General features: G+C 55.4%; 19 protein-coding genes. 4 read left to right on the top strand and 15 right to left on the bottom strand.

Annotated elements, in window-relative coordinates:
• Nucleotides 1–404 precede the first annotated feature (404 nt).
• The 3 genes from CLV58_RS06645 to ileS all read right to left on the bottom strand — a co-directional run bounded on the left by CLV58_RS06645 (nt 405) and on the right by ileS (nt 7030).
• Entirely contained in the window at nt 405–2762 is a 2358-nt protein-coding gene (locus tag CLV58_RS06645) for a metallophosphoesterase (protein ID WP_106136992.1), read from the bottom strand.
• 92 nt (nt 2763–2854) lie between these two features.
• A complete protein-coding gene (locus CLV58_RS06640) occupies nt 2855–3268 on the bottom strand; it encodes a hypothetical protein (RefSeq protein WP_245882243.1) in 414 nt (137 codons plus the stop codon).
• Between the two features lie 333 nt (nt 3269–3601).
• Nucleotides 3602–7030: an isoleucine--tRNA ligase gene (ileS, locus tag CLV58_RS06635; protein ID WP_106136990.1), complete on the bottom strand. Its 3429-nt coding sequence runs from the start codon at nt 7028–7030 to the stop codon at nt 3602–3604.
• A 107-nt stretch (nt 7031–7137) separates the two neighbouring features.
• On the opposite strand from ileS, the gene CLV58_RS27965 reads away from it, so the two are divergent.
• Complete coding sequence (locus tag CLV58_RS27965; RefSeq protein WP_170108657.1) at nt 7138–7341, top strand: hypothetical protein; 204 nt, start codon at nt 7138–7140, stop codon at nt 7339–7341.
• A gap of 256 nt (nt 7342–7597) precedes the next feature.
• Here the strand turns inward: CLV58_RS27965 and CLV58_RS06630 are convergent, their stop codons facing one another.
• The 6 genes from CLV58_RS06630 to CLV58_RS06605 all read right to left on the bottom strand — a co-directional run bounded on the left by CLV58_RS06630 (nt 7598) and on the right by CLV58_RS06605 (nt 14058).
• Nucleotides 7598–8119 carry a hypothetical protein gene (locus CLV58_RS06630; protein WP_106136989.1) on the bottom strand — a complete coding sequence of 174 codons (522 nt, stop codon included), beginning with the start codon at nt 8117–8119 and terminating at the stop codon, nt 7598–7600.
• Between the two features lie 85 nt (nt 8120–8204).
• Nucleotides 8205–8765 (bottom strand): hypothetical protein, encoded by a 561-nt coding sequence (locus CLV58_RS06625; RefSeq protein ID WP_106136988.1) that lies wholly within the window; start codon nt 8763–8765, stop codon nt 8205–8207.
• Between the two features lie 136 nt (nt 8766–8901).
• Nucleotides 8902–10278: an alkaline phosphatase family protein gene (locus CLV58_RS06620; protein WP_106136987.1), complete on the bottom strand. Its 1377-nt coding sequence runs from the start codon at nt 10276–10278 to the stop codon at nt 8902–8904.
• 223 nt (nt 10279–10501) lie between these two features.
• Nucleotides 10502–11746, bottom strand: coding sequence for a metabolite traffic protein EboE (eboE, locus tag CLV58_RS06615; protein ID WP_106136986.1), 1245 nt, complete (start codon nt 11744–11746; stop codon nt 10502–10504).
• Entirely contained in the window at nt 11743–12900 is a 1158-nt protein-coding gene (locus CLV58_RS06610) for a 3-dehydroquinate synthase (RefSeq protein ID WP_106136985.1), read from the bottom strand. The genes eboE and CLV58_RS06610 overlap by 4 nt, the downstream gene beginning before the upstream one ends.
• Nucleotides 12901–13074: 174 nt before the next feature.
• Nucleotides 13075–14058 (bottom strand): glycosyltransferase family A protein, encoded by a 984-nt coding sequence (locus tag CLV58_RS06605; protein ID WP_106136984.1) that lies wholly within the window; start codon nt 14056–14058, stop codon nt 13075–13077.
• Between the two features lie 189 nt (nt 14059–14247).
• On the opposite strand from CLV58_RS06605, the gene CLV58_RS06600 reads away from it, so the two are divergent.
• Complete coding sequence (locus CLV58_RS06600) at nt 14248–14994, top strand: SDR family NAD(P)-dependent oxidoreductase (protein ID WP_106136983.1); 747 nt, start codon at nt 14248–14250, stop codon at nt 14992–14994.
• Between the two features lie 168 nt (nt 14995–15162).
• Here the strand turns inward: CLV58_RS06600 and dinB are convergent, their stop codons facing one another.
• Nucleotides 15163–16203: a DNA polymerase IV gene (gene dinB, locus CLV58_RS06590; protein WP_245882244.1), complete on the bottom strand. Its 1041-nt coding sequence runs from the start codon at nt 16201–16203 to the stop codon at nt 15163–15165.
• Nucleotides 16204–16430: 227 nt separating this feature from the next.
• Nucleotides 16431–17222, bottom strand: coding sequence for an L-fucose dehydrogenase (locus CLV58_RS06585; protein ID WP_106136981.1), 792 nt, complete (start codon nt 17220–17222; stop codon nt 16431–16433).
• A gap of 136 nt (nt 17223–17358) precedes the next feature.
• Here CLV58_RS06585 and pyk point away from each other — a divergent pair, with 136 nt between their 5' ends.
• Nucleotides 17359–18795, top strand: coding sequence for a pyruvate kinase (pyk, locus tag CLV58_RS06580; protein ID WP_106136980.1), 1437 nt, complete (start codon nt 17359–17361; stop codon nt 18793–18795).
• A 441-nt stretch (nt 18796–19236) separates the two neighbouring features.
• Here pyk and CLV58_RS06575 read toward each other — a convergent pair whose 3' ends face one another.
• Together CLV58_RS06575 and yihA are read right to left on the bottom strand one after the other, a co-directional pair.
• Complete coding sequence (locus CLV58_RS06575) at nt 19237–19701, bottom strand: DUF5606 family protein (RefSeq protein ID WP_106136979.1); 465 nt, start codon at nt 19699–19701, stop codon at nt 19237–19239.
• 101 nt (nt 19702–19802) lie between these two features.
• Nucleotides 19803–20423, bottom strand: coding sequence for a ribosome biogenesis GTP-binding protein YihA/YsxC (yihA, locus tag CLV58_RS06570; RefSeq protein ID WP_106136978.1), 621 nt, complete (start codon nt 20421–20423; stop codon nt 19803–19805).
• 177 nt (nt 20424–20600) lie between these two features.
• Here yihA and CLV58_RS06565 point away from each other — a divergent pair, with 177 nt between their 5' ends.
• A complete protein-coding gene (locus CLV58_RS06565) occupies nt 20601–21074 on the top strand; it encodes a thioredoxin family protein (RefSeq protein WP_106136977.1) in 474 nt (157 codons plus the stop codon).
• Nucleotides 21075–21129: 55 nt separating this feature from the next.
• Here the strand turns inward: CLV58_RS06565 and CLV58_RS06560 are convergent, their stop codons facing one another.
• Together CLV58_RS06560 and CLV58_RS06555 are read right to left on the bottom strand one after the other, a co-directional pair.
• Nucleotides 21130–22350, bottom strand: coding sequence for a glycosyltransferase family 4 protein (locus CLV58_RS06560; protein ID WP_106136976.1), 1221 nt, complete (start codon nt 22348–22350; stop codon nt 21130–21132).
• Nucleotides 22347–23924, bottom strand: coding sequence for an alginate lyase family protein (locus tag CLV58_RS06555; RefSeq protein ID WP_106137017.1), 1578 nt, complete (start codon nt 23922–23924; stop codon nt 22347–22349). Before CLV58_RS06555 ends, CLV58_RS06560 begins: the two co-directional genes overlap by 4 nt.
• Nucleotides 23925–24117 lie beyond the last annotated feature (193 nt).

Raw genomic sequence — 24117 nt, 5'->3', positions numbered from 1 at the left:
AATTCGGGTCCATTGTTGATCAGACAGCTCGTAGCGTTTCATACCACAAAGGTCATACTATTCGCTAAGTTTACTATGATTGTCCACACACTCTACGAATAATCGCTTAACATAACATCAGACTTTTCTCTTCCCTTTCCAATTTACAATCCTGTTCCTTTCTAGGGCTTTTATGGGGCGATTGATCTTGTTTTAATCCCTTGACATAAATTTTATGAGCAACACTTATAAGAATAATACAATTATCGCGGGAATAGCATTAATGTAGTTTGTCAGTTAACTCGTTCTCGTCAGCATTGCAATAAATGCTCCTTATCCTATGACGGTTACAAGCACTAGCTGAGGCAAATGACCAATTTCCCAGGAGACCAGTGCCTGACTTTTCCGCAGTACTACCATAGAATCTACTCTTTCACCACTTTTCGGGTGATCGTCTGCGTACCGACGGTTACTGAAAGCAGGTAGGTACCTGTTGGGGCCGTAATCGGGATGGTCGTCGTTAGTGTGTTGGCCGGGCTGAACTGTTGCTGGTACAGTGTCTGGCCCTGCACGTCTCGCAGGACTACGCTGATTGGGTTCACCTGAGTCGTGGTCAGTTTTAGCTGGACGTTGTCTTTTGTCGGGTTGGGGAAAAGCGACAATTGACCACCGGCAAAGGCTTCTGTTTCGGTTGGAATAAGTACCGTTACCGTGCTTTGTCCCGTTACTGTACCCGTGCCGCAGCCATTGCGCAGCGACGCGATCGAGTAGGTAGTTGTCCGAGCGGGGGAAATCGTCAAGGCTATTGGTGAACTGGTGGCTGAAAAAGCTGTACCATCGGAGAGGGTACCCTGCCAGGGGGCATCGCCGGTGAAGGTTAGCGTTAAGGAAGTGGGTGTACCCTGTACCACCGTGCTCGAACCTGTCAACGTAGCCGTTGGTGCTGAGCGAATGGTGATGGCGTCGCTGGCAACCAGCTCCGCGTAGTTTATGCCCCGTGCCCGTACCCGCAGTCGATAGCCACTGCCTGCTATGTCGGCTGGTAGGTTTGCCTGTAACGAATTGATCGATCCGCTACCAACAACCCGCTCCGTGGCGAAACTGCCGGACGCGTCGGACAACAAAACGTCGTACTGCCAGCCCGTGGCTTTGGTTGTGTTTTCGGGCGAGGCCGTGACCGGAATTGTGCTGCCTGCACAGGCCGTCGTAGCCGTACGGGTCGTCAGGCGGGGCTGCGCAGAGACCGTCAGGGTGAACTTGTCGACGAGACATTGCTTATCATCGGTAACGTCGATGGTGTAGGTGCCTGCCCGGTTGGCTGGGTACCGAATAGCACGGCTGGTTGCGCCGGTAGGCCAGCGATATATGTTGTCGGCTGCGTTAGGGGTAGAAGCCGCTGGCGAATTCACGCCGGGCCACGACGCCTGCAAGGCCAGGGTGTCTGCGTATTCGGCGGTCAGTGAGGTTGTTTTATTCGTATTCTTGATGATTGTGAACCGGTCGGGCGAGGTGCCATCCGACAGAATCAGCTGTGCATCGAGCCGGTTATCGTTCACGTCGAGCAACATCGACCCACCCACGTAGGTGTTGGCGTAGACCGTAGCCGGATGCGGAAAGCCAGGCGATTGCCCCCCCAGCGCACCCCCAGACCCGTTGACCACGTAGACCGTCCCCTGTCCTTTCATCAGAATCGGGCAGGAGTTTGCCGAGCCATCGTAGCGGCCGGTGGTCGTTTCGGCTCTGTTGACGTCGGCTTTGTAGGTGTCGGCAAAACCCGTCATGTTTTTCAGCCGGTAGTAGCGCTCATAGCCGTGGCTGTGGCCGTTCATCACCAGGTCGACGCCATAGCGTTCGAGGATAGGCGTCAGGTTTCGGCGAATCATCGCCATCTGATCTTCCGTATCGGAATCATGCCCGCCTTTGCTGTAGGGCGGGTGGTGAAAAATGACGATCGTCCACGGTAGTTTGTTGGTGGCCAGATCCCGTTTTAGCCACTGAACCTGCCGGCTGGTGGTGTCGTAGAGCCGGTAGATGCCGTCTTCCTGCGCCTGCGAATCCAGCGAAATCAGGTGAACATTACCGTAGTTGGCCGAGAAATACGACTTCGATCCCGACGGAACGCCCCCCGCTTCGCCCTGCGTTGGAAACGAAAAAAGCTTGTAATAGGCAATGTCGAAATTGGTGCGACTGTCGGCGTAGTCGTGGTTACCGGGCGTCGGGAAGATAGGAATGTTGCGTAGCGAAGGGCCGTACAGGTCAAAGACGTATTGCTGGTACTGATCGTCCGTACCGCAGCAATACGCGTTGTCGCCAAGCCAGACCCACAGGTCCGGGGTGCGGTTGGTTGTCGCGTTGCGCAGTGCCTGATAAACTTGCTTTTGATTGTCGCTGCCGATACCGAAGTCGCCCAGCGCCCAGATGCGGAACGGGTGCGTGCTGCCGGTGGTCGGCGCGGTTGGGATGTAGTAATCGTTCCCCGATGCCAGTTTGGTGTCGTCGAAACCGATCGCGTAGGCGTAGCGGGTGGCGGGTTGCAACCCGCTGACGGTGATGACGTGTTCCTGCGTTGCCTGCGTTTCTCGCTGTTCGCTGCTGAGTGACGTCGGCGATGTTCCGTACCACAAGCGTCCAACGGTGGGCTGACTGGTACGCCAGCGTACGATGGCTGAGGTCGGCGTAACAACCTGAATATACGGGCCGCGCACCAGCTGGACAGTTTGTGCGAGTGCTGGCACACAGCCAATCAGGTACACCAGAAGAAGGCGGGTAAACAGGTTTGTCATGCTACGGGGATGAATTACATGACAAAAATAAACCGGGGGCTGGAATTACCAGCACCCCGGTTGTCACCCACCCTTGCGGAGCGGGTACCGGATCAGGAGGCTAACTCGTCGTTCAGAATCAGATTCTGATGCATTTTCAGCAAATGGTGGACCGGCCAGTCGCTCAGGTTGTACGCATGAAACTGCGATTTCTTGACGGGCAGTAGCCGTTCGTAGCGTCGGCGTTCGCGCATGGGTAGCGACACCCATTGTTGCGGTAACTCTTTCAACAACTGGTCGAGCTGGCTACAGGCGGTTGTCGGCATGGTAAAATAAACCGACAACCGGTTGATGTCGGACAATTTCCAAAGGTCAGGCTTGGATCGGCGGCTACGAATCACGCTGCTGCTGACGCCAATGGCTGCTGCTAGCTGTTCGTCATTGAGTGGGCACTCGCGCAGTCGCCACATCACAGCTTTGTAACTGTTTACGAACGACTGTAAAGACGTTTGTAGAGGCTCTATCATAAGTAAGCGGTACGGTAAAGGCGATAGGCCACCGAATGGCTGCACTAACGCTGTAATGTTTTTAGTTGGATAAAGCGGTTTGTGCTACCGCCAGATGTACGATCAACTAGCTAGTCATCCAGTTAGCCGTATATCTTCGTTAGATTACAAATGCTATGCCGACAACTAGTTATTAGTACATTTATATTTATAATATTATTATTTAGTAACAAAAAATAAACTAAACGGTAGGAAAATGGGTAAAAAGTAAAGATCCGACGTAGTTTCTAAAAAAGAAAAAGCCCGGTCTACACTCGTTGAGTAGACCGGGCTGGTTATTCTTCAACAGGCTGCTTAACTCTTACCGATCAGCACCCGTAGCCGGAATTCGTCAATTTCCACTTCGGTCGACGCGCCGTTGAGATCGGGTACGACTTGTAGGGATACGGCCTGTACTTCCTGCTGAATGTAGGGCCGGTTAGCTTCGATCGCGTCGATCAACTGGGCGTCGGTTTGCCCGATTTCAATCGTGATTTTATCGGTTACGTCGAATTGCATGTCTTTGCGCAGGTTCTGAATCCGGTTCACGAAGTCGCGAGCAATGCCTTCGCGCCGGAGCTCATCCGTAACCGTTACGTCGAGCGCAACCGTCAGGCCGCCTTCACTGGCAACCAGCCAGCCCGGAATGTCTTCCGTCTGAATCTCAACGTCGCTGAGTTGAATCGTGAACGGCGTCAGGTCGATGGTACCCTGTTGCTCCAACTGGGCCAGTTGCGACTCGTCCATGGCCGTGATGGCGGCAGCTACGTCTTTCATCTGCTTGCCGAAGCGTGGGCCCAGTGCTTTAAAGTTCGGCTTGACGCGCTTCTTCAGAATGCCGCTGGCGTCGTCGATAAACTCGACTTCCTTGACGTTCACCTCCGATTTGATAATCGGTGCAACGTGTTCGATCTGCCGACGCGTTGTCGGGTTGAGCACGGGGATCAATACCCGGCTCAGCGGTTGCCGCACTTTCAGCTTGTGCCCTTTCCGCAGCGAGTGTACCAGCGACGATACCTGCTGTGCCAGCGTCATTGACGTTTCCAGATCGGCATCGATCTGCGCCTGATCGGCTTGGGGGAAGTCGGTCAAATGCACCGAACTGGCATCTTCGGTCAGGTTGCGGTACAGCCAGTCGGCGTAGAACGGCGCGATGGGCGACATCAACTGAGCCACGGTAGTCAGGCAGGTATACAGCGTTTCGTACGCTGCCTGCTTGTCGGTGGTCATCTGCGCTCCTTCGTGCGCCGAGCCTGCCCAGAAACGCCGGCGCGACAGCCGCACGTACCAGTTCGACAACTGATCGTTGACGAAGTCCTGGATAGCCCGACCCGCCTTGGTGGGGTTGTAGCTATCGAACTGCCCTTCTACCTCCAGTATCAGCGACTGAAGTTTCGACAGAATCCAGCGGTCGAGTTCGGGCCGTTCGGCCACCGGTACCGAATTGCCTGCACCGGCCGCGCCCACCGTAAACTTATCGAGGTTAGCGTACAGCGCGAAGAAATTATACGTGTTCGACAGCGTGCCGAACAGTTTCCGCTGTACTTCGCCGACACCATCGAGGTTGAACTTCAGGTTGTCCCACGGCTCGGCGTTGGTAATCATGTACCAGCGCGTTGCGTCGGGGCCGTACTGCGCCAGCGTCGCGAACGGGTCGACGGCGTTACCCAGCCGCTTCGACATTTTGTTGCCGTTCTTGTCGAGGACCAGCCCTGTCGACACGACGTTTTTAAACGCGACCGAATCGAACAGCATACCGGCGATGGCGTGGAGCGTAAAGAACCAGCCCCGCGTCTGATCGACACCTTCCGAAATGAAGTCTGCCGGGAAGGCCGTACCGTTGTCGATTTTGTCTTTATTCTCGAACGGGTAGTGCCACTGCGCGTAGGGCATCGCACCCGAATCGAACCACACGTCGATCAGGTCCGGCTCGCGCTGCATAACATTGCCCGATTCCGAAATCAGGTAGATTTCGTCAACGTACGGGCGGTGCAGATCGAAGTTTTCTTTGTCTGATACCGCCTTGGCAATAAACTGATTGTTCTTCTCCTTTTGCTCGTCGGTCAGCTTACCGGAATCGGCAGCCTCTTTAACCCGGCTTGTCAGTTCATCGATCGAGCCAATACACACTTCATCGCCAGCGTCGCTGCGCCAGATTGGTAGGGGGGTACCCCAGTAGCGGCTGCGGCTGAGGTTCCAGTCGACGAGGTTTTCGAGCCAGTTGCCGAAGCGGCCGGTACCGGTGCTTTCAGGTTGCCAGTTGATCGTCTTGTTCAGTTCAACGAGCCGGTCTTTCTTCGCCGTCGTGCGAATAAACCAGCTGTCGAGCGGGTAGTATAGAATCGGCTTGTCAGTGCGCCAGCAGTGCGGGTACGGGTGTTCGTACTTTTCAACCCGGAACGCTTTGTTTTCCTGCTTCAGCTTGATCGAGATCAGTACGTCGGTTGGTTTGAATTCCGGCTCGTCGCGCTCTTCGTCGCTGTAATATTCTTCCTTGACATACCGACCGGCGAAGTCGGTAATTTCTGACACAAAACGACCCTGCCGGTCCACGATGGGGACTTCCTTACCGGTTTCGTCTTTTACCAGGATAGCCGGAATGCCCGCTGCCTGCGCAACGCGGAAGTCGTCGGCACCGAAGGTCGGCGAGGTATGCACGATACCCGTACCGTCTTCCGTCGTGACGAAATCACCGGCAATAACTTTGAAGGCTGGTGCATCGGGCTGGACATACGGCATCAACTGCTCATATTCGATGTCGAGCAGGTGTTCACCTTTCAGGCCGGGGATGTCGATGTACGCCCAGGGAATATTTTTTTCAGTAGGTTGGTACGCGTCGAAGGCCGGATCGTTGGGCGAGTCAACGCGGGCTTTCTCGTTGAACCACCGGCCAACCAGTGCCTTAGCCAGTACGACGTTGATCGGCTGGAAGGTATAGGCGTTGAACGTCTTGATCAACACGTACTCGATGTCCTTGCCGACGGTCAGGGCTGAGTTGGCGGGTAGCGTCCAGGGCGTGGTTGTCCAGGCCAGGATAAAGACCTCGTCCGAGTCGGCACTGTCGAACAGATAACCCGATTTGCCCGTCAGTTTTACCCGAAACTGGGCAACGATGGTTGTGTCGCGAACGTCTTTGTAAGTCCCCGGCTGATTCAGCTCGTGCGAACTGAGACCCGTCCCGGCTTTGGGCGAGAAGGGCTGAATGGTGTAGCCTTTGTACAGCAGATTCTGGTCGTATAACTGTTTCAGCAACCACCAGACCGACTCGATGTATTCGTTTTTGTACGTGACGTATGGGTTGTCCAGATCGACCCAGTAGCCCATTTTCTGGGTCAGGTCGTTCCACTGATCCGTAAACCGCATGACCGTCTCACGGCATCGGCGGTTGTACTCTTCAACGCTGATCGTCTTGCCGATGTCATCTTTGGTGATACCCAGTTCTTTTTCGACCTGTAGTTCGATCGGCAGCCCGTGCGTATCCCAGCCCCCCTTTCGGTTGACCTGGAAACCCTGCAACGTTTTGTACCGGCAGAAAATGTCCTTGATCGTCCGGGCCATGACGTGGTGAATACCCGGTGTACCGTTGGCCGAAGGCGGGCCTTCAAAAAACGTAAACGTGGGTTGGCCGTCGCGGTGGGCAACGGACTGCTCAAACACCTGATTCTGGTTCCAGTAGGTCAGAACCTCGGCTGCGAGTTTAGCGTAGTCGAGGGAGTCGTATTGCTGATAAGTCACGCCTGCTATAATTAATCGACCGGCCAGCTAGTCGTGTAGGTGGCCAGGCGGGGTATAATATGAAAGTAAAGGCAAAGATAGGTAAATCGGTCGGGGCCACGACGGGTCGCCCCGCGATGCATTACCTTATACACCCGAACACCGATGGGCGGGTAGTCAGTTCGGATTCGTTAGCTTGCCAGCAGACAGTACGCAAGCACCACGGCCATGCTGCCGAAGACCATGCCGAAAAGGAGCAGTACGATACGTTGGGACTGGCTTTGTCGGGTAGTTACGGCGTCGCGTATGTACACGTAAGCACACGCCAGCTCCAGCAATAAAGACAGACAAACGAACACAGTAGTCATTCACTTAACGTGCGGATAAGAGGCCGCCCGCATTACACGGCTAACCCTACGCATTGCACATACATACGCCGTATTCGGAAAACAGATTAGTGCGTTTGACAGGATTATCAGACAGTGTAACAGGGATTTTGCACCGCAGCTTTCCGTTAGTTTTCAGCAAAAACGGGTCCAGATACTACTTATTGACGCAATCGTCAACGGAACAAGCCACGCAGCTGCCCGTACGAAATCAGTTAGTAGCTGATTCTGTCTGCTTTATCGTCTGAATTAATTTGCCATTTTCTATTAAACGGGCCCGTAAAACGCTCTGTTTTGGTATACTGAACACCAGCGTTGGCTGCACAACGGAGGTTTGTGTCTGTTTGGTCGTGTCCGCCAGGCGTATGTACCGGACAGTAAGCGTCGAATCCTGCACAAAAACCCGGCTAACCGATAGGCGGGGTGGCTTACTGGTGGCTGGCGTCGCGATACCGATGACCATGTCCCGTTTGAAGTTGGGTAATTCCGGGCGCTTACTGGTTGTTGTCGCCGGTTTGAAGGTATCCGCAAATGTGTCGGCTTCCTGAAAGACAAACAGGGTCGCCTTGCCCTTGTTGATTTTGGCGTCAGGACTCAGCAGATAGCCACTGAGAAGGTGGAACGAGAGGTTGGTCTGGGCGAGTGCCAGCAGGCTGATCGATGAAAAGAGAAACAGGAGACAGGCCGGGCGGTAGAGCCGGCTAACGCGTTGGTAAATCGAGGAAAAGAACATACTAAAAGACAATCGACAAACAGAGACTATCTACTAGTAACGTTCGTCGTTGGTGTTCGGTGTATACATGATGGGAAAATACGCATCAACGTAGCTTGGCGGGTGTCGGGCGCGCGGGGTTTTCAACCGCCAGTCCCGCTACGTTGAAGCAGGAGTTCTGGTTATCGCTCTGGCACTCAAACAAGTCGAAGTGTTCGACGCCTTCATCCAGCCGTTCGAAATAAAGCACGAACGCTACACGCTCGTCATTCTTGATATCGCGGGTATCGGGCGACATCGGAATGCCATCGGCTTTAACGAGCGCGTAGGTTTTACGCCCGTCGCCCGAAGCCAGCTTCGCCTTTGGGTTGAACGAGATACTGCTGGTACCGAAGTAGCTACCGTCGCGACTGTTGGGATCTTTGGCAAACGTCATGTAGACGACCGTATAGCTGGCCGTCAGGCGGATGTCGGTAACGCGAATGTCGGGGTCCTGCGAATGGCCCAACCCACCCTGGGGATCAGGGTAAAGCCTTGACGACGCCGGCAAGCCCGACTGATTGAGTTGGTAGTACTCCGCCCCGTCCGTGGGTGCGTTGGTGGCTGCGGGCCGGTTCGACGCACAGCTCACGGCCAACAAAGAGGATAGAACTAGAATCGCTTTCATGAGCACCGGTTTGACTGGCCTTGACGCTGATTCTAAGGTACGAACGGCCCCGCTTCAACGCAAGATGTCCGGTTCCTTTTCATGACCTGACAGCCTGCGCTGGCTATTTTACGGCTGCCCGTGAATGGCGTTGACGTCAGGCCGTGACCGGTGCTGTCAGAATCTCCCACAACAGGTCGTACACATCAACGGCCGTCAGTCGGTTAGGTGTTTGTCGGTTGCTGATGAAAACGGGATGGTGTTTCGGAGCCGTTCCGGTACGGCCGTGTGATCCCTTGACCAGGGTTGCATCCAGTGAAATAACGTTCATCAGATACCGGAAGCCCAGCAGCTTACGTCCCAGTTTATACCCGGCTTTCAACTTAATCAGCGGGTTTGTCTGGTCCATAAACATCTCGGCGGGGTCGTAGCCGGGTTTCTGGTGGATGGCTACCAGCCGGGCGAAGTCGGGCGCGCGGGCATCGTCGAGCCAATAATAGTACGTGAACCAGCTGTCGGCATCGGCCACGACGACAAAGTCGCCGGCCCGCTCGTGATCGATATGTTCGGCTTTCTGTTGCGCGCGGTCGAGTACGCGTTCAACACCGGGCGTCTTTTCCAGCAAAGTCCGGACCTGGTCGTACACCGAGGGGTCGTTGACATACACATGGGCGACCTGATGGTCTGACAGGGCAAAGGCAGGTGATGCTCCAGCGTCGAACAATTCAAGGCCGCGCTCTTCCCGGTAGCGAATCATGCCGGCTTCACGCAAAATCCGGTTCAGGTGAACGGGGCGGTTGACGTTGGTAATGCCGTACTCCGACAGCACGACGATTTCAGCGCCCTTTTGCTCGTAATACTGAATCAGGTCGCGGCAGACGTCATCGATCTCGCGCAGGTCGCTGGCTATTTTCGTCGTATCCTCACCGAATTTTTGCAGGCAATAGTCGAGGTGCGGCAGGTAGATCAGCGTAAGCGTCGGGTCGTGCCATTTGTCGACCAGCATCGACGCGTCGGCAATCCAGCGCGAGCTTTTGATGGTCGTTTGTGGACCCCAGAAATGGAACAGGGGAAATGTACCCAGTTCCTGTTGCAGCCGGTCGCGCAGGTCGGCGGGTTGCGTGTAACAATCCGGAATTTTCAGGCCGTCCGATGGATACTGCGGGCGGGGCGTTGCCGAATAATCGGCCGAGGAGTACATATTGTACCACCAGAACATTTTCGACACCGTAAACGACGGGTCCTGCTGCCGTGCGCGGTCCCAGATTTTTTCACCCGATACCAGTTTGTTCGACTGCTTCCACATCTTCACTTCGGCATCGGTCCGGTCGTACCAGCCGTTGCCGACGATGCCTGTCTCGCTGGGCCACTTACCCGTAACGTAGGTCGACTGCACCGACGTTGTCAGTGCGGGGAGCATCGGGTCGATGGTGGCCTGATTCCGGTTCGCCATCCACTGCTTCAGGAAGGGGGTGTGTTCGCCAATCAGCGAGTACGACAGGCCCACAACGTCGATTACTACGGTCTTTTGCATTGTTGGTATACGGTTTACTGTTTTCGGTTCTTGTTCGTGAAGCGGGTTACAACGGCGGATTACTCATTGGGAACGCTACCGGTTTACGTATCAGCTACTTCGTGCAAAGGGAACGCCTGCTACAATCTGTCTGTCGACTGCAGCACCCATCCTGGAGAAAAGGCCTGTGCTGGATGCTGACTGTGACAAACGACCGTAAACTGAAAACTGTATACCGTAAACGTTATAGCTGCTTCGCCACCCAACTGAGTTCGCGGGCGATGGAGTCGACGAGGTTGGTTTTCAGTTCGGCTGGTAGTACGTCCCAGGTGTACGTTTCGACTTCAAACTGATTGGTAAACGATCGTTTCTTTTGCAGTTGAATCACCTCCGTAATGGCGTCGCGGGTCGAGTGAAGCTGCCCGTACCCGTCGGCGAACAGGGGTACGTGAAAATGCGCCCGCCACTCGGCATGGGTGTCGTCGAAGGCCGCCAGCGCATCGGGTAAATCGGCGAAACGGAGCAGTTGATTAGCCGTCGTTCGCGCCACCACCTGATGCAGGTAGGTCGGCTCGTTGAACCGGGCAAACGTTTCCTTAACGGCTGCGCGTTCGGTCGCGTTATCCGCCGGGAAGTCGGCTTTCAGGGCCGCGCTAATCTGTACTTTCCCGACACGTAGTCCGTATTTTTTCAGTTTATCGAGCACGTCGACCGGCCGTTCGTAGCTAACTGCTGCGTGACAAACGTCGTAACAGAGCCGCACGTGTTCGCAGATAGCCGTTTCGGCAGCCTCGTCGGTCAGGCCAAACTGCTCTGTCAGTTGCTCGATACCCATCGGAAGCAGGTAATCGGTGTACCAGGCGATAAACTCGTCGGTTGTTTCGAGCAGACCGTCGGGTTCGGGTTCGATATCGAGGTGCATCAGTCGGTCGGTCTGTTGCCGCAGCGTAATCAGCTCCGCTACCACTTCGAGCAGGTTCTGCGTCGTCTGCGAAAACAGGTAATCACGAGCGGCTGGCTGGTTCCACTCAAACCAGTGCCGATACGAAAGGGGCGAGGTCGAAATGCCACCCTGGATTGCATTCCCCAGCTCATCGACCGGCAGTAGAATAGCCAGCAACCGGAATAGCCGCTTGGTGTACTCAACCCGTGCTTCGGTGGTCCAGTCGGGCGCATGGACCTGATCTTTCACGACCGTGTGGTGAAAGCCACCGTACGGAAATCCGTTCATCGTGAAGATGTAGCAGTCGTTGTCGGCCAGCCAGTGTTGAAAGGCGATCAGGTTTTCGGGTTGCTCCAGTTCTTCACTAGCCTGATTCGACAGGCGCAGTCCGATACCAAACGGCCGGGGCTGACTACCGTCTTCCGACAGCGGCAATTGGGCTTTCAGGGCCGGAATCGCGCGTTGCAGTTCGGCGAAATGATCGGCCCAGCTCTCGCCGGGGTGGATATTGGTACAGTACCCGAGGTGGCCAATGTCCGTTTTCATGCGGGTTGAGATTCGGTGCGTTTCAACTGAGCAATGGCCTGCCGGATACGGCTGTCATCCATTTCGTGTACTTCAACGCCAGTGCCGAGACCTGTCAGGAGCATGATCGTGAGCTGACCGCCAAGGTGTTCGCGAAATTCTGCGAGTCCTTTCAGCACGTCGGCGCTATCGTTGGCGTCGAGCATGGGTTGGTAGAGTGAGAAGCCCAGTGTACGCATGAGGTTCAGCACCCGGTCGGCGTCGGCTTCGCTGAGCCAGCCCAGCTGCTGCGAGTACAGTGTGTCGAGGGCAATGCCGATGGCTACGGCCTCGCCATGCCGTAATTCGAAGTCGGTCAGTTGTTCGAGCTTGTGTGCGCTCCAGTGGCCGAAGTCCAGCGGGCGCGACGATCCCATCTCAAATGGGTCGCCCCCGGCAATGTGCTTCAGGTGCAGGTCGGCGCAGCGGTGAATCAGATACTGCATCGCCGGTAGGTCGCGCTGGGCCAGTGCCGTCGCGTTGGTGTCGAGCCAGTCGAAGAACGCGCGGTCTTTGATCAGCGCTACTTTAATCGCTTCAGCCGTACCGGCCCGCCAGTCGCGATCATCGAGTGTCGTTAGAAACGTACTGTCGTTGAACACCGCGACGGGGGGGACAAACGTGCCGAGAAAGTTTTTCTTACCCCGGTAATTCACCCCGTTTTTGACGCCCACGCCCGAATCGTTCTGCGACAAAACGGTCGTCGGAATACGAACGTGGCGGATGCCCCGGTGCGAGATAGCGGCTGCGTAGCCAACCATGTCGAGAATCGAGCCACCCCCAATACCCACGACGAACGAATGCCGGTCGACGCCGTAGCGATCAATCGCGTCGACAATCGTTTCGACGGCATCGGGGCTGTTCTTGGCAATCTCACCGCCTGGCAGTACCAGTACATCATCGATCAGGTCGAGCGCGGCTACGTGCTGAGCAACGTAAGTCCGAATCGAATCAAGCAGTTGGGGATGTGCCTCGACAACGCCCGAATCAACAATGAACAGGAGTTTCCGGCGGACAGCACCGGCCGATTTGTTGAAGAAGTCGGCAAAAAGCGAATTAGTCGTGGCAAACAGATCGCTCGTGAAAAAGATCGGGTACGAAAAGCGAACGCTGAATTCTTGTTGCAGATGATCCATGAAGGAGTAACGGAACGTTGTCGGTAAAGCTGGCAGGGTGTCGATTCACCGGGCAGGCCGTTAAAACAACTTATTCCGTTAGGTGGTAGTTCCGGATGAGGGCGTTGGTTTGCGGTCCGACGGTGAGCCGGTACTAGAAGCCGAATGCAACCCATTTATACCCGGACGACCGGTTCAGTGCATAACGCCGTATTTGATCGCACTGTACAGATGCCAGTAGACGGAAACGAATGGCGTACTCAGCCGAGTCCACACGATTGTCAGTAGGGTCATTCGTCGCTGCATTGATGGGTACTCGCGTTTGCCAAAAAGGGCGGCCAGGGTTACCCATACCCCAAAACCGGTCATCGCCATCAGAATACCCCCCGTCAGAACCCCCATCAACCCCATGACTGCTCCGCTGATAGCGGCCCAGTGAACAGGAAGCGACTGCCTGCTGGTGCCGCCCTCCGCCCAAAACTGCCGGACGGCCTGCTCGTCGGTGACGGCAGCGCCTTCCATCGGGTGGTGGGTATAGCGGCCAGGCAAATTGTGTGGTACGGGTATGTACTGAACAACGAGGACGTCTTTGCTCTTTCTGATCGGTACTGCCTGCTGAATCAGTGTTGTCAGGAATAAAAGATCAGCCTGCCGACTGTAGGTGACCGTTGTCGGGAAACCACCCAGTCGTTCGAGTGTGGTTTTCCGGCAGAAACAGTTCGCCGACAGCAGGCTAACCGGATCGGCAGCCAGCGTGTCCGGGCCGAGGGGTTCATCAGCGTAGGGGGGCTGAAGCCACAACTGACCGGTGACAACCTCTGTCGCATCGTCGAAGCAGGCCAGCGCATTGGCGAGCCAGGTTGGCTGGGGTAAGCAATCGCCGTTGGTGAAGGCGACAATCCGGCCCCGTGCGGCCTGCCAGCCCCGGTTGCGGGCCGCAGCGCTACCCCGGCGAACAGACTGCGGTAAATAACGAACGTCCAAAGCGCCATGCTGCTGGTTAAGCTGACGGGTAAACAAAGCGACTGCTGTAGCCGTTGCCGGAGAGTCGCCATCGTCGACGACGATCACTTCGAACTGATGGCGGGGTAGCGACTGGCGTTCCAGGGCGTCAAGACATTTTAGCAGCTGGGCTGGCTGCTGAAAGGTGGTGATGACTACTGAAAGGTCGGGAGACATGATCGGGACGTTACGTGATCGTACGCATTAAGGAGTCGATTTTAAGGCGGATAAAGCAGTAAAGCGCAGGAACGCTGGTTACTCGAAAAGCAAATTTGGGGCCGGTTTTTGGCTCACGCTCTCGGAAACAGTACGCCTTTTTTTTCGATTAATTTTGACCAATTATCTCACTAAACGAGCAACAGACGCATGCTGGCATTGATTACGGGCGCAACATCGGGGATTGGCCGGGCCACCGCCGAAGCCCTTGCCCCCTTGAAATATCGACTTATTCTGTGTGGTCGCCGGCAGGACCGGCTCGACGAACTCAGCCGCGCGCTTGCCCGGCAAACGGAGGTGCATACACTTACATTCGACGTGCGCGACCGGTCGGCCGTCGAGTCGGCCATTGCTGGTCTGCCCGCTGACTGGCAGGATATCGATCTGCTGGTGAACAACGCCGGAAACGCGCATGGTCTCGACTCTATTCAGGACGGTAATCCGGATGACTGGGACCTGATGATCGATGCCAACGTGCAGGGCCTGCTTTACGTGTCGAGAGCCGTGATGCCCGGTATGGTTAGCCGGGGTAAGGGGCATATCGTCAATCTGAGTTCGATTGCCGGGAAGCAGACATACGCTAATGGTGCGGTTTATTGCGCGTCGAAAGCGGCCGTCGAAGCGCTGAGCGCGGGTATGCGGCTCGACCTGACGCAGCACGGTATCAAGGTGACCAATATTGCGCCGGGTGCGGTAGAAACGGAGTTTTCCGTCACGCGATTCAAAGGCGACGCCGACCGAGCCGCAAAAGTATACGATGGCTTCACACCACTATCAGCCAAAGACATTGCCGATACGATTGTGTATGCAGTAACCGCCCCGCCCCATGTCACCATCGCCGACGTGACCATCCTGGCAAGCGCGCAGGCCGCAGCTTCGACGATTTATCGGAAATAAGAGGAAAGAGGAAAGAGGAAAGAGGAAAGAGGAAAGAGGAAAGAGGAAAGAGGAAAGAGGAAAGAGGAAAGAGGAAAGAGGAAAGAGGAAAGAGGAAAGAGGAAAGAGGAAAGAGGAAAGAGGAACCGTGTTCTTTTTTCTTTCTTCTCTCTTCTTTCTTCCCCATAATCACCAATTCAGTGTCAGTTGCCCTGTTGGTGTCATGTTGATCGGCTGTAAGGTCGAGAGGGAAACGCCGAGCAGCCGAATGCCTTTGTCGACGGGCAGGATTGACTGTAAGAGTTGCGTAATCGTATGCTCAATAATAGGCCGGTTGACGGCAGGGCTGAGTAGGGTCCGGCTGCGGGTGATCTGCTGAAAGTCACTGTATTTTACCTTCAACGTAATTGTCCGGCCCCGAATGGCGGTTCGTTCGCAGTAATCCCACACGTCGTCGATCAGTGGTTCGAGTTGCGCCAGTAAATCCGGCTCGTCGGTCAAGTCCTGCTCGAACGTTGTTTCCGAGCCGACCGACTTACGGGCGCGGTTGGGCGTGACGGGCCGCTCGTCGATGGCGCGGGCGATGCTGTAGTAGTGGTGGCCGACTTTGCCGAACTGTTGGGTCAGGTACGCTTCGCTTTGCTGGCGTAGGTCGAGACCCGTAAAAATGCCCAGGTCGTTGAGCCTTGCCGCCGTTACCCGCCCGATACCATGAAACTGCCCAACCGATAGTCTGGCCACGAAGTCCAGCCCCTGGTGGGGTTTGATGACGTACAGCCCGTCGGGCTTGTTGTAGTCGGATGCCAGCTTCGCCAGGAATTTGTTGTAGGATACGCCCGCCGATGCTGTCAGGTTCGTTTCCTGTCGGATGCGCTCTTTGAGCATACGGGCGAGTTGGGTGGCGGTACGGTCAGAACCGGTGGCGTCGGTGACGTCGAGGTAGGCTTCGTCCAGCGATAGCGGTTCAATCAGGTCGGTATAGTCGGCGAAGATGGCCCGTATCTGCAACGACACTGCTTTGTAGACGTCAAAGCGGGGTTTGACAAACAGCAGTTCCGGGCATTTACGAACGGCAATTGACGAGGCCATCGCCGAATACACGCCGTACTGCCGGGCTTCGTAGCTCGCAGCGGCTACCACCCCACGCTGTCGCGAGCCACCCACCGCTACGGGCTTACCGCGCAGGTCAGGATTGTCGCGCTGCTCGACAGACGCGTAGAAAGCGTCCATGTCGACGTGAATAATTTTGCGGTGAGCCGGAGATACCACGACCGATTCGTTGAGTTACTGTTGCAAGCTGTATAGCAAAAGTAAAACATATTCGATCAAACAGGAAAGGTAGTAAATCAGAACAGCAACGCTGCCGGCGTTGCTGTTCTGATTTGTACTGGCTATAACGTGTTGATTCACAAACCTAAAAGATTTTTCGAAACCTTTTAGGTTTAATCTCTCTGTCGCTATTCGGCGTTGGCCAGTGACCGGTCAAGGTGAACATAGCCGCCATCGACGTACACGAGTTGACCCGTTGTATGGCTTGACCGGGGCGACACCAGGAATGTCACCGCGTCGGCAATTTCCTGCGTTGTGGTCATGCGGTTTTCGAGCGGGATATGCGCCGTGATCGACGCCAGCTTTTCCTGTGGATTGGGGAGCGAGTCGATCCAGCGTTCGTAGAGCGGGGTCCAGCATTCGGCCACGACGACCGCATTCACCCGAATGCCGTATTTGAGCAGTTCAACGGCCCATTCGCGGGTCAGCGCGTTCCGACCGCCGTTGGCTGCGGCATAGGCCGAGGTGTTGCCCTGCCCCGTATCGGCCGTTTTCGATGTGATATTGACGATCGACCCTTTCGACGCTTTCAGAGCGGGCAGGGCGTGATGAGCCATGAGGTAATAATGCACGACGTTCTTATGCAGCGATTGCATGAAGCGCTCGTAGTCGCCCGATTCCAGGCCAACCCCGTCGTTTTCGCCCGCATTATTGACCAGTCCGTCGATCCGACCGTATTGTGCCATGATCGCGTCGATGGCCTGCTTTGACGCGTCGGGGTCGGTGAGGTTGGCGACGACCTGAAAGGCTTGCTGACCGGCCGCTTCGAGGTCTGCCACCAGCTTTAGGTTGTACACTTCACTACGACCGACGATGACTGGAATGGCACCTTCGGCAGCCAGACTTCGAACGATTCCCTCGCCGATTCCCCGTGCTCCGCCGGTAACGACAACGACTTTGTTTTGTAATCCTAGATCCATCAGTTTATGAATAGGGTTGCAAGATAGGCAACGACGGACAGCGGGTAAAATTTCCGTGAACACCACTGTTTATTTACCCCGCCGGTTATTTTTGCACCGGCTTTTGCCCGATTTTGCCCAATTTTTCCCGTCCCTCATGTCTAAGAAAACTAAGATCGTGGCCACGATAGGCCCGACTTCCGAAACGAAAGAACAATTGCTGGCACTGGCCCAAGCTGGAGTAAATGTCTTTCGGCTCAATTTCTCCCACGGTACACACGAAGATCACCTGATGCGGTTGAACCGCATTCGCGAAATCAACGCTGAACATAACCTCAACCTCTGCGTATTGCAGGATTTGCAGGGTCCTAAAATCCGCATCGGTAACGTCGAAAGTAAAGACGGCGTACAGATCGTAGCGGGTAACGAACTGACCTTCACCAACGAAGATATCGTCGGTACCGCTGAGCGCGTCAGTACGCCTTACAAAGACATGTACAAGGACGTGCATCCCGGTGAGCGTATCCTGATGGACGACGGCAAACTGGAAGTACGCGTACTGCGGACGGAAGGAACCGATGTCGTTACGGAAGTTGTCTACGGTGGTCCGATGAAGTCGAAGAAGGGGGTCAACCTGCCCAACACGAAAGTGTCGATGCCCGCCGTGACCGAAAAAGACTGGGCCGATCTGGAGTTTGGTCTGGAACACGACGCCGAATGGATTGCCCTGTCGTTTGTACGGGAGGCTTCGGAAATCATCGAAATCAAAGAATATATCCGGTCGCGGGGTAAGAAAAGCCGCGTGATTGCCAAAATCGAAAAGCCGGAAGCCATCCAGAACATCGACGAAATCATTGCTGCCACCGATGGCCTGATGGTCGCGCGGGGTGACCTCGGGGTAGAACTGCCCGCCGAAGAGGTGCCGATGATTCAGAAGATGCTGGTTGAGAAGTGTAACCGGGCTGCCAAGCCGGTCATCGTGGCCACGCAGATGCTGGAAAGCATGATCGACGCGCCCCGCCCGACCCGCGCGGAAATCAACGACATCGCCAACTCGGTACTCGACGGTGCCGATGCGGTAATGCTGAGTGCGGAAACGGCTTCGGGTAAATACCCCATCCTGGCGGTCGAAGCGATGGCGAACACCATCCGACAGGTGGAAACCTCGTCTGACAAGATTTACTATCGCTACCACGCGCAGGTCAACGAGAACCCGAGCGAAAACGCCATCAACGACAACGTCGTGATGAGTGCCTGCCGCCTGGCTCGTGACACCAACGCCAAAGCGCTAATCGGTATCACTAATTCGGGGTACACGGCTGTACGGCTGTCGCACCACCGTCCCAAAGCGGATCTGCTGGTGTTCTCGCCAGACGCGCAACTGCGGAATACGCTGGGTTTGTACTGGGGTGTACAGGCGATGCCGTACGAAGTGAACCCAAATCTGACCGTCGATGAAACGGTAGAAGGTATCAAGCAAACGCTGATTAGTCAGAAGAAGCTGGTCTCGGGCGACATCTTTATCAACACGCTCAGCATGCCGCTGACGCAGGCGCGCCGGACCAACACCGTCAAACTCAGCACGGTGGATTAATTGAGAAAAAAGAGATAAGAAGAAAGAGAAAAGACGTAGGCGTCACTCGCACGTTTCGTTCGCTCAAAACCCCTAAATCCCCTGAAGGGCAGGGCTGTTAAGTTCTTGATTTAACGCTGGTAGTGGCCAAATTCCCTACGGCCCATATACCCCCCAGCCCCCTAAAGGGGGAGCATTCCGCAAGCAAACTACTCCCCCTTTAGGGGGCTGGGGGGTAAACAGGTTAGAACTTAACAACCCTACCCTGAAGGGGACTTTGCTCGTCTGTGAACAAAGTCCCCTTTAGGGGATTTAGGGGTTTTTACCGTTACGTCTTTCTTCTCCCGTCTTTTCTCTTTCATCCAAAACAAAAAAAAGCCGCGAAACCAAGGGTCATCGCGGCTTTTCCGTTCTCACTGAAAAATGAAATTCGGTGCAGAGCAGTCTGTAGACTGATACTGCTTAGGCTTGTTCGTCCGGCTGGGTTTCCGTCGCCGGTGCTTCGGTGGTTGTGTCGGCTTCGGGCTGGCTCTCGAAAATTTCGGGCGCATGCTGCCGGAGCAGACCGTACCACACAATGAGTTTCTTAATGTCGGTTGGGCGGACGCGCTCCCGGTCGTAGTCGGGAACGACGGTAGCCATAAACTCGGCCAGGTCGTCGTTTGATCCTTTCGGATCAACGGTCAGCGTTTCGCCGTATTTTTCGTTGACGGCCAGTAAAACGTCGGCCAGCGGCACCGACTGTTCGTCGGTATCCACGTAAATAGAAATATCGTTCAGGACCGAAACGCGGGCAGTCGGGCCCATCATGGTCTTGGTTTTCTTGTCGTCAAGTGTTTCAACAATGACCCCATTGCGGCTGGGTTTCAGGATACGATACAGGCCGCTCTGACCGGCAATGTTGGCAATCTGTTTTAGGGCTTCCATAACTACTTTGGTAACTGACTAACGCCTGTTTCGGCTGGCGTATTGCCTTTTTGGCGGATGATTACTGATTTTAAAGCGAATTAACGAACGGAGTTGGGCGATCAGCGCGAGGCTTGTTTGGCGGCCCGATACTCGACGTTGAGCGGGCGAATGAAGCCCAGAATATCCTCACGACCCAGCGCGGTTACGGCTGAGGTGACAAAGAAGGTAGGCGCTTCTTCCCAGGTTTCCAGCAGAATGGCTTTGTAGCGATCTAGGGCAGCCTGGAGCTTGACCTGACTCAATTTTTCCGTCTTGGTGAAAACAACGACGAACGGCAAACCTCGTTCGCCGAGGTTGGTCATGAAGTCGAGGTCAATGCGCTGCGGATCGATGCGGGAGTCGACCAGCACGAATATGCAGAGCAGGTTGGGGCGACTCGTCAGGTACCCGTCGATCAGGGCGGCAAATTTCTCACGCTCGGCTTTCCCGACCTGCGCATAGCCATAGCCCGGTAAGTCGACCAGGTACCACTCATTGTCGATAATGAAGTGATTGATAAGCTGCGTCTTGCCCGGCTTACCCGACGTTTTGGCCAGCGACGAGCGGCCCGTCAGCATATTGATCAGCGACGACTTACCCACGTTGGAACGGCCGATAAATGCGTATTCGGGGCGGTCGGGTGGGGGGCACTTGGCTGGGTCGGAGTTGCTGACGAAGAATTCGGCTTGTTTGACAGGCATAACGGAGGCAGTACGAACAGGGGGGTAAAGTTCGGAAAGAATCGGCAGAAAGCCACGGCTTGCGTTTTGTTGGCGAGCTTACTTACTTTGATATTCAGAATCGGCAGAAACGAAAGCAGGTCGCCGATTCGTTATGCATCCAGACACTAGTTAACATGCCGGTTTGCCGGTCGATCTATGAAAAAAGTAACTTGGCTGCTCGTTTTTCTCCTTGTTGGCGTGACACTCGCCGGAACCTGGGCTTCAGCGCCCGGCAAATCGTTGCCCGGCAAGTCGTTGCCCGGCAAAGCTGCCGTCGCTAAAGAAGAAGGAATTCAGTTTACCGAAGCGTCGTGGAAAGACATCCTGAAAAAAGCGAAAGCGGAAAAGAAAATTATCTTCCTGGACGCCTACGCCAGCTGGTGTGGGCCTTGCAAGATGCTGCAAAAGAAAGTATTCACCCAGAAAGCTGTTGGTGATCTGTACAACAGCAAGTTCATCAACGTGAAGATGGACATGGAGAAGGGTGAAGGCCCGGCCCTGTCTGAGATTTATCCGCTGGAGGCTTATCCGACGCTGCTGTACATCAACAGCGATGGTCGTGTTATCCGGAAAGTGGTTGGGGCTGTTCCCGCCGAAGAACTGATTTCGGTAGGCCGGAGCATTCGCTAGCCGAGCACCGAAACGATTGATGGTAAGCCGACAGTCTACGGGATTGTCGGCTTTTTTATGCTTGCACCGACGCTGTCTGCTGGAAAACAGGAGCCGGACTCAACCAATGCCGGGCCATGTCGGCCATGATCGGTCGGCGCTGAAACTGCTGAACGAAGTGCGGGCGTGTCTGCCGATAGTAAGGAGTCTGGTTGACCAGCCGTATCAGTTCGGCCGCGTTGCCCGGTGCAAACAGCAGTGTATTGTCGAGATGCGTACGAATAAACTGCGCGGCATAGCCCGACACACCGGCCAGGATAGGCTTGTCGGTAGCGCCATACTCGAATAGCTTGGACGGCAGCACCCGTCTGAAGGCGTCAAGGTCGTTGAGGTGTACAAACAGGTAGTCGGCCTGCGCGTAGGCGTCGCGCAATTCGTGTCGGCTGACGGGCGGGTGTAGTTCTACATTGGTTACGCCGTCGGCCGTAACGGCCGTTTCAAGCTTGTGCCGTGCTCCACCATCACCAATTACGACAAACCGGTAGTTCATACCCAACAGGCGGGCTGCTTGCGGGATGATCGTGTGCAGGCCCTGCCCCTCGCCGATGTTCCCGGCGTAGAGAATGGTGCGGAACGAATTCGGTTGCTTCGAATCGGAGGTCGGACAGAAAGCAGCTAAAAATTCGTCGTCAATGCCGTTGGTGAAAAAGCTGTAGTTGGCTTGCGGGTACGACTTAAAATAGGGTTGAAACCCTGCCGATACCAGATTAATATGCTGAGTCTGACCGAAGGTATATCGCTCAACTGCCGATAGAACCGGGTCGAGGAGTCGCTTCAATGGGCGATTCGTCAGCACGTCCAGAATACTTTCCCGGAACAGGTCGCGGATGTCGAGCGATAGCGTGCTATGCTGTCGCCGGGCGATCCGGGCACCCAGAAAAGCGGTGAACAAGCGCGACGACGATGCCATGACCCGGTCGTACCGATGGTTGTGCGTGAGTCGATGAACTGCCTGGAAATACGATATAAATGACCAAATCTGACTAGCCATACCACCACCGTGTGCCGGTACGGAAACCCGTTCGACCCAGACCCGTGCGCCATCTGCTGGACTACGCTCTTCCCGTGCGGGTGCCGACATACTAAACGATGAGTAGCGATTCGGCTGCGTCGTAATTACGTGAATAGTATCGGCGGGGGTAAGCTGACGGGCCAGTTCGTCGACAAAGGGTGTGTTGCGAAACGAACCGGCGCTCAGGTCAGGATCAAAAAAATAAGTCAGGTAAAGTATCGTCATGAAGCGATGGCTAGTGTCGTCGCAAGCTGTTCCTGAAACGTTACCGCAATACACGTTCCGCGCCGGAGTCGATTGAACCCGTCGGCGAGTTCCACGGTGGTAAGGCGAATGGATGGGGGCGGGTCGGACAGGAAACAAAAGCTGACGGGACCAGCCTGAATACCGTACGCCGTCTGCTGAACCCGGACGTCGGGATGTACGTAAAAGCGCGCTATGCCCGTCTGGTGAGTCAAGTGGCGACGGGTAGGAATCAGGTGATCGTAAATACGAATGTCTGTCGGCGTCGTGTGCCAGCAGCGTTCGTGAATGACTCCCAGCCGGCTATAGCCGTCGTGCCGGGCCGTCAGTATGTCGTCGCTGTTTTCGATGATGACTGCCCGCGCCCGTTGTCCAACGCGGAAACATCCCCACACTTCCGACGAGTTCTGACCGTCGACTTCAACGGTGTTATGAGCTGCCGTGCTACGCTCCCACGACCGCCGGTCGCCCGGCTGATAAGTCGACGTCGCTGTGTCGATCAGCACTGGTTTGTTGTCGACATGCAGGACAAACGACAGGGTATCGGCATGGGCGTGTCCGGGCTGATGGTCGGGACCGATTGGGCCTACGTCGGCCAGCAGTTCATACCGGGCCTGTCGAATCATGCGGTATCCCGACTCGACCAGCCGCCCACCCGACGGGCGAACGCCTACGCGAATGGCTTTCCAGCGGAGCTGACTTGTCGTTGGGGCTATGCCGGCAGCCGCGTCGTTGACGAGCGGTGTTGAGCCGTCACTAAACGTGATTGTTTCAAGCCAGGCCAGCATTTTTTCGGCCTTGCGCGTCATGAAGTCAACCAGTTTCGTGTCGTGCTGCCAGTCGTTGTTTCGTAGCATGAGCAGCAGATCCAGCAGTCGGTCGAGCAGCAACCGATGGTACATCGGACTGCGTTCGTCATGGCCACCATCGGGTAGGAGCTGCCGTTCCAGTTCGCTCTCAATAACTGCACACGCTTTGCTAAACCAGGGCTGATGCTGAAAAAAGAGCGCGGCTGTTAGCAGCGCAAAGCCGTTTTCCAGCAGGTGATTGCCTTCCAGGTGGTACTCCAACCGCTGACTGAGAATAGCAGCCTGCATGAACAGGTGCGTGTTGACGAACGTGTCGTGGACGTGGTGGCGGCTCAAAAACTGCACCCAGTTGCCAATCCGCAGCGAAATCGGGTACGGCTCCATGCCGTCGGTAATCAGGTGCGATTCCTGAATAAAGTCTTCGATCAGGGCCATCCCTGTGGGCAAGTCCATGGTCGGCTGATTGAGACAGTCGAAATAATTAAGCGCGTAGGTCCAGAGTTTACCGTAGCGGGGCTCATTCCAGCTCTCAGGTCGTATAGGCCGGCAGTTTAAGAGGGAAAAAGTACCATCAGGATTGTACGAAACAGGCTTGGTCGGATCGGGCGCGGTGAGCGGATGCCCAGTCGGTGCCTGCTTGAGTAGCCGAAACGTTGGTTGCTGCCGCAGCCGATGAATGCACTGATGGACTACCTGCCGCGAATGCAGGTGCCGGATCGTTCGCCAGTATTGTCCAAGGCTCGTCATAACCATACAGCGTCAGTCGTTTGGTTCGATTCAATCGTGCCTTTGGCTACGGCGAATGCCCTGGTCCAGATCAGAAAGGCTGCGGTGTGCGTACGCCGAGCGGGTGCCGAGCACTGCCCGGTATGAAACGCACAGCGATTCGTGTAAAGTGATAGTGTTTCGTTGAGCATCGCGGTGTTGAAGAGGCTGTCTT

The sequence above is a fragment of the Spirosoma oryzae genome, from assembly GCF_003002825.1.
GTDB classification, from domain to species: domain Bacteria; phylum Bacteroidota; class Bacteroidia; order Cytophagales; family Spirosomataceae; genus Spirosoma; species Spirosoma oryzae.
The sequence above is the reverse complement of the archived record's forward strand: the minus strand, read 5'-3'. Positions and strand labels throughout refer to the sequence as shown.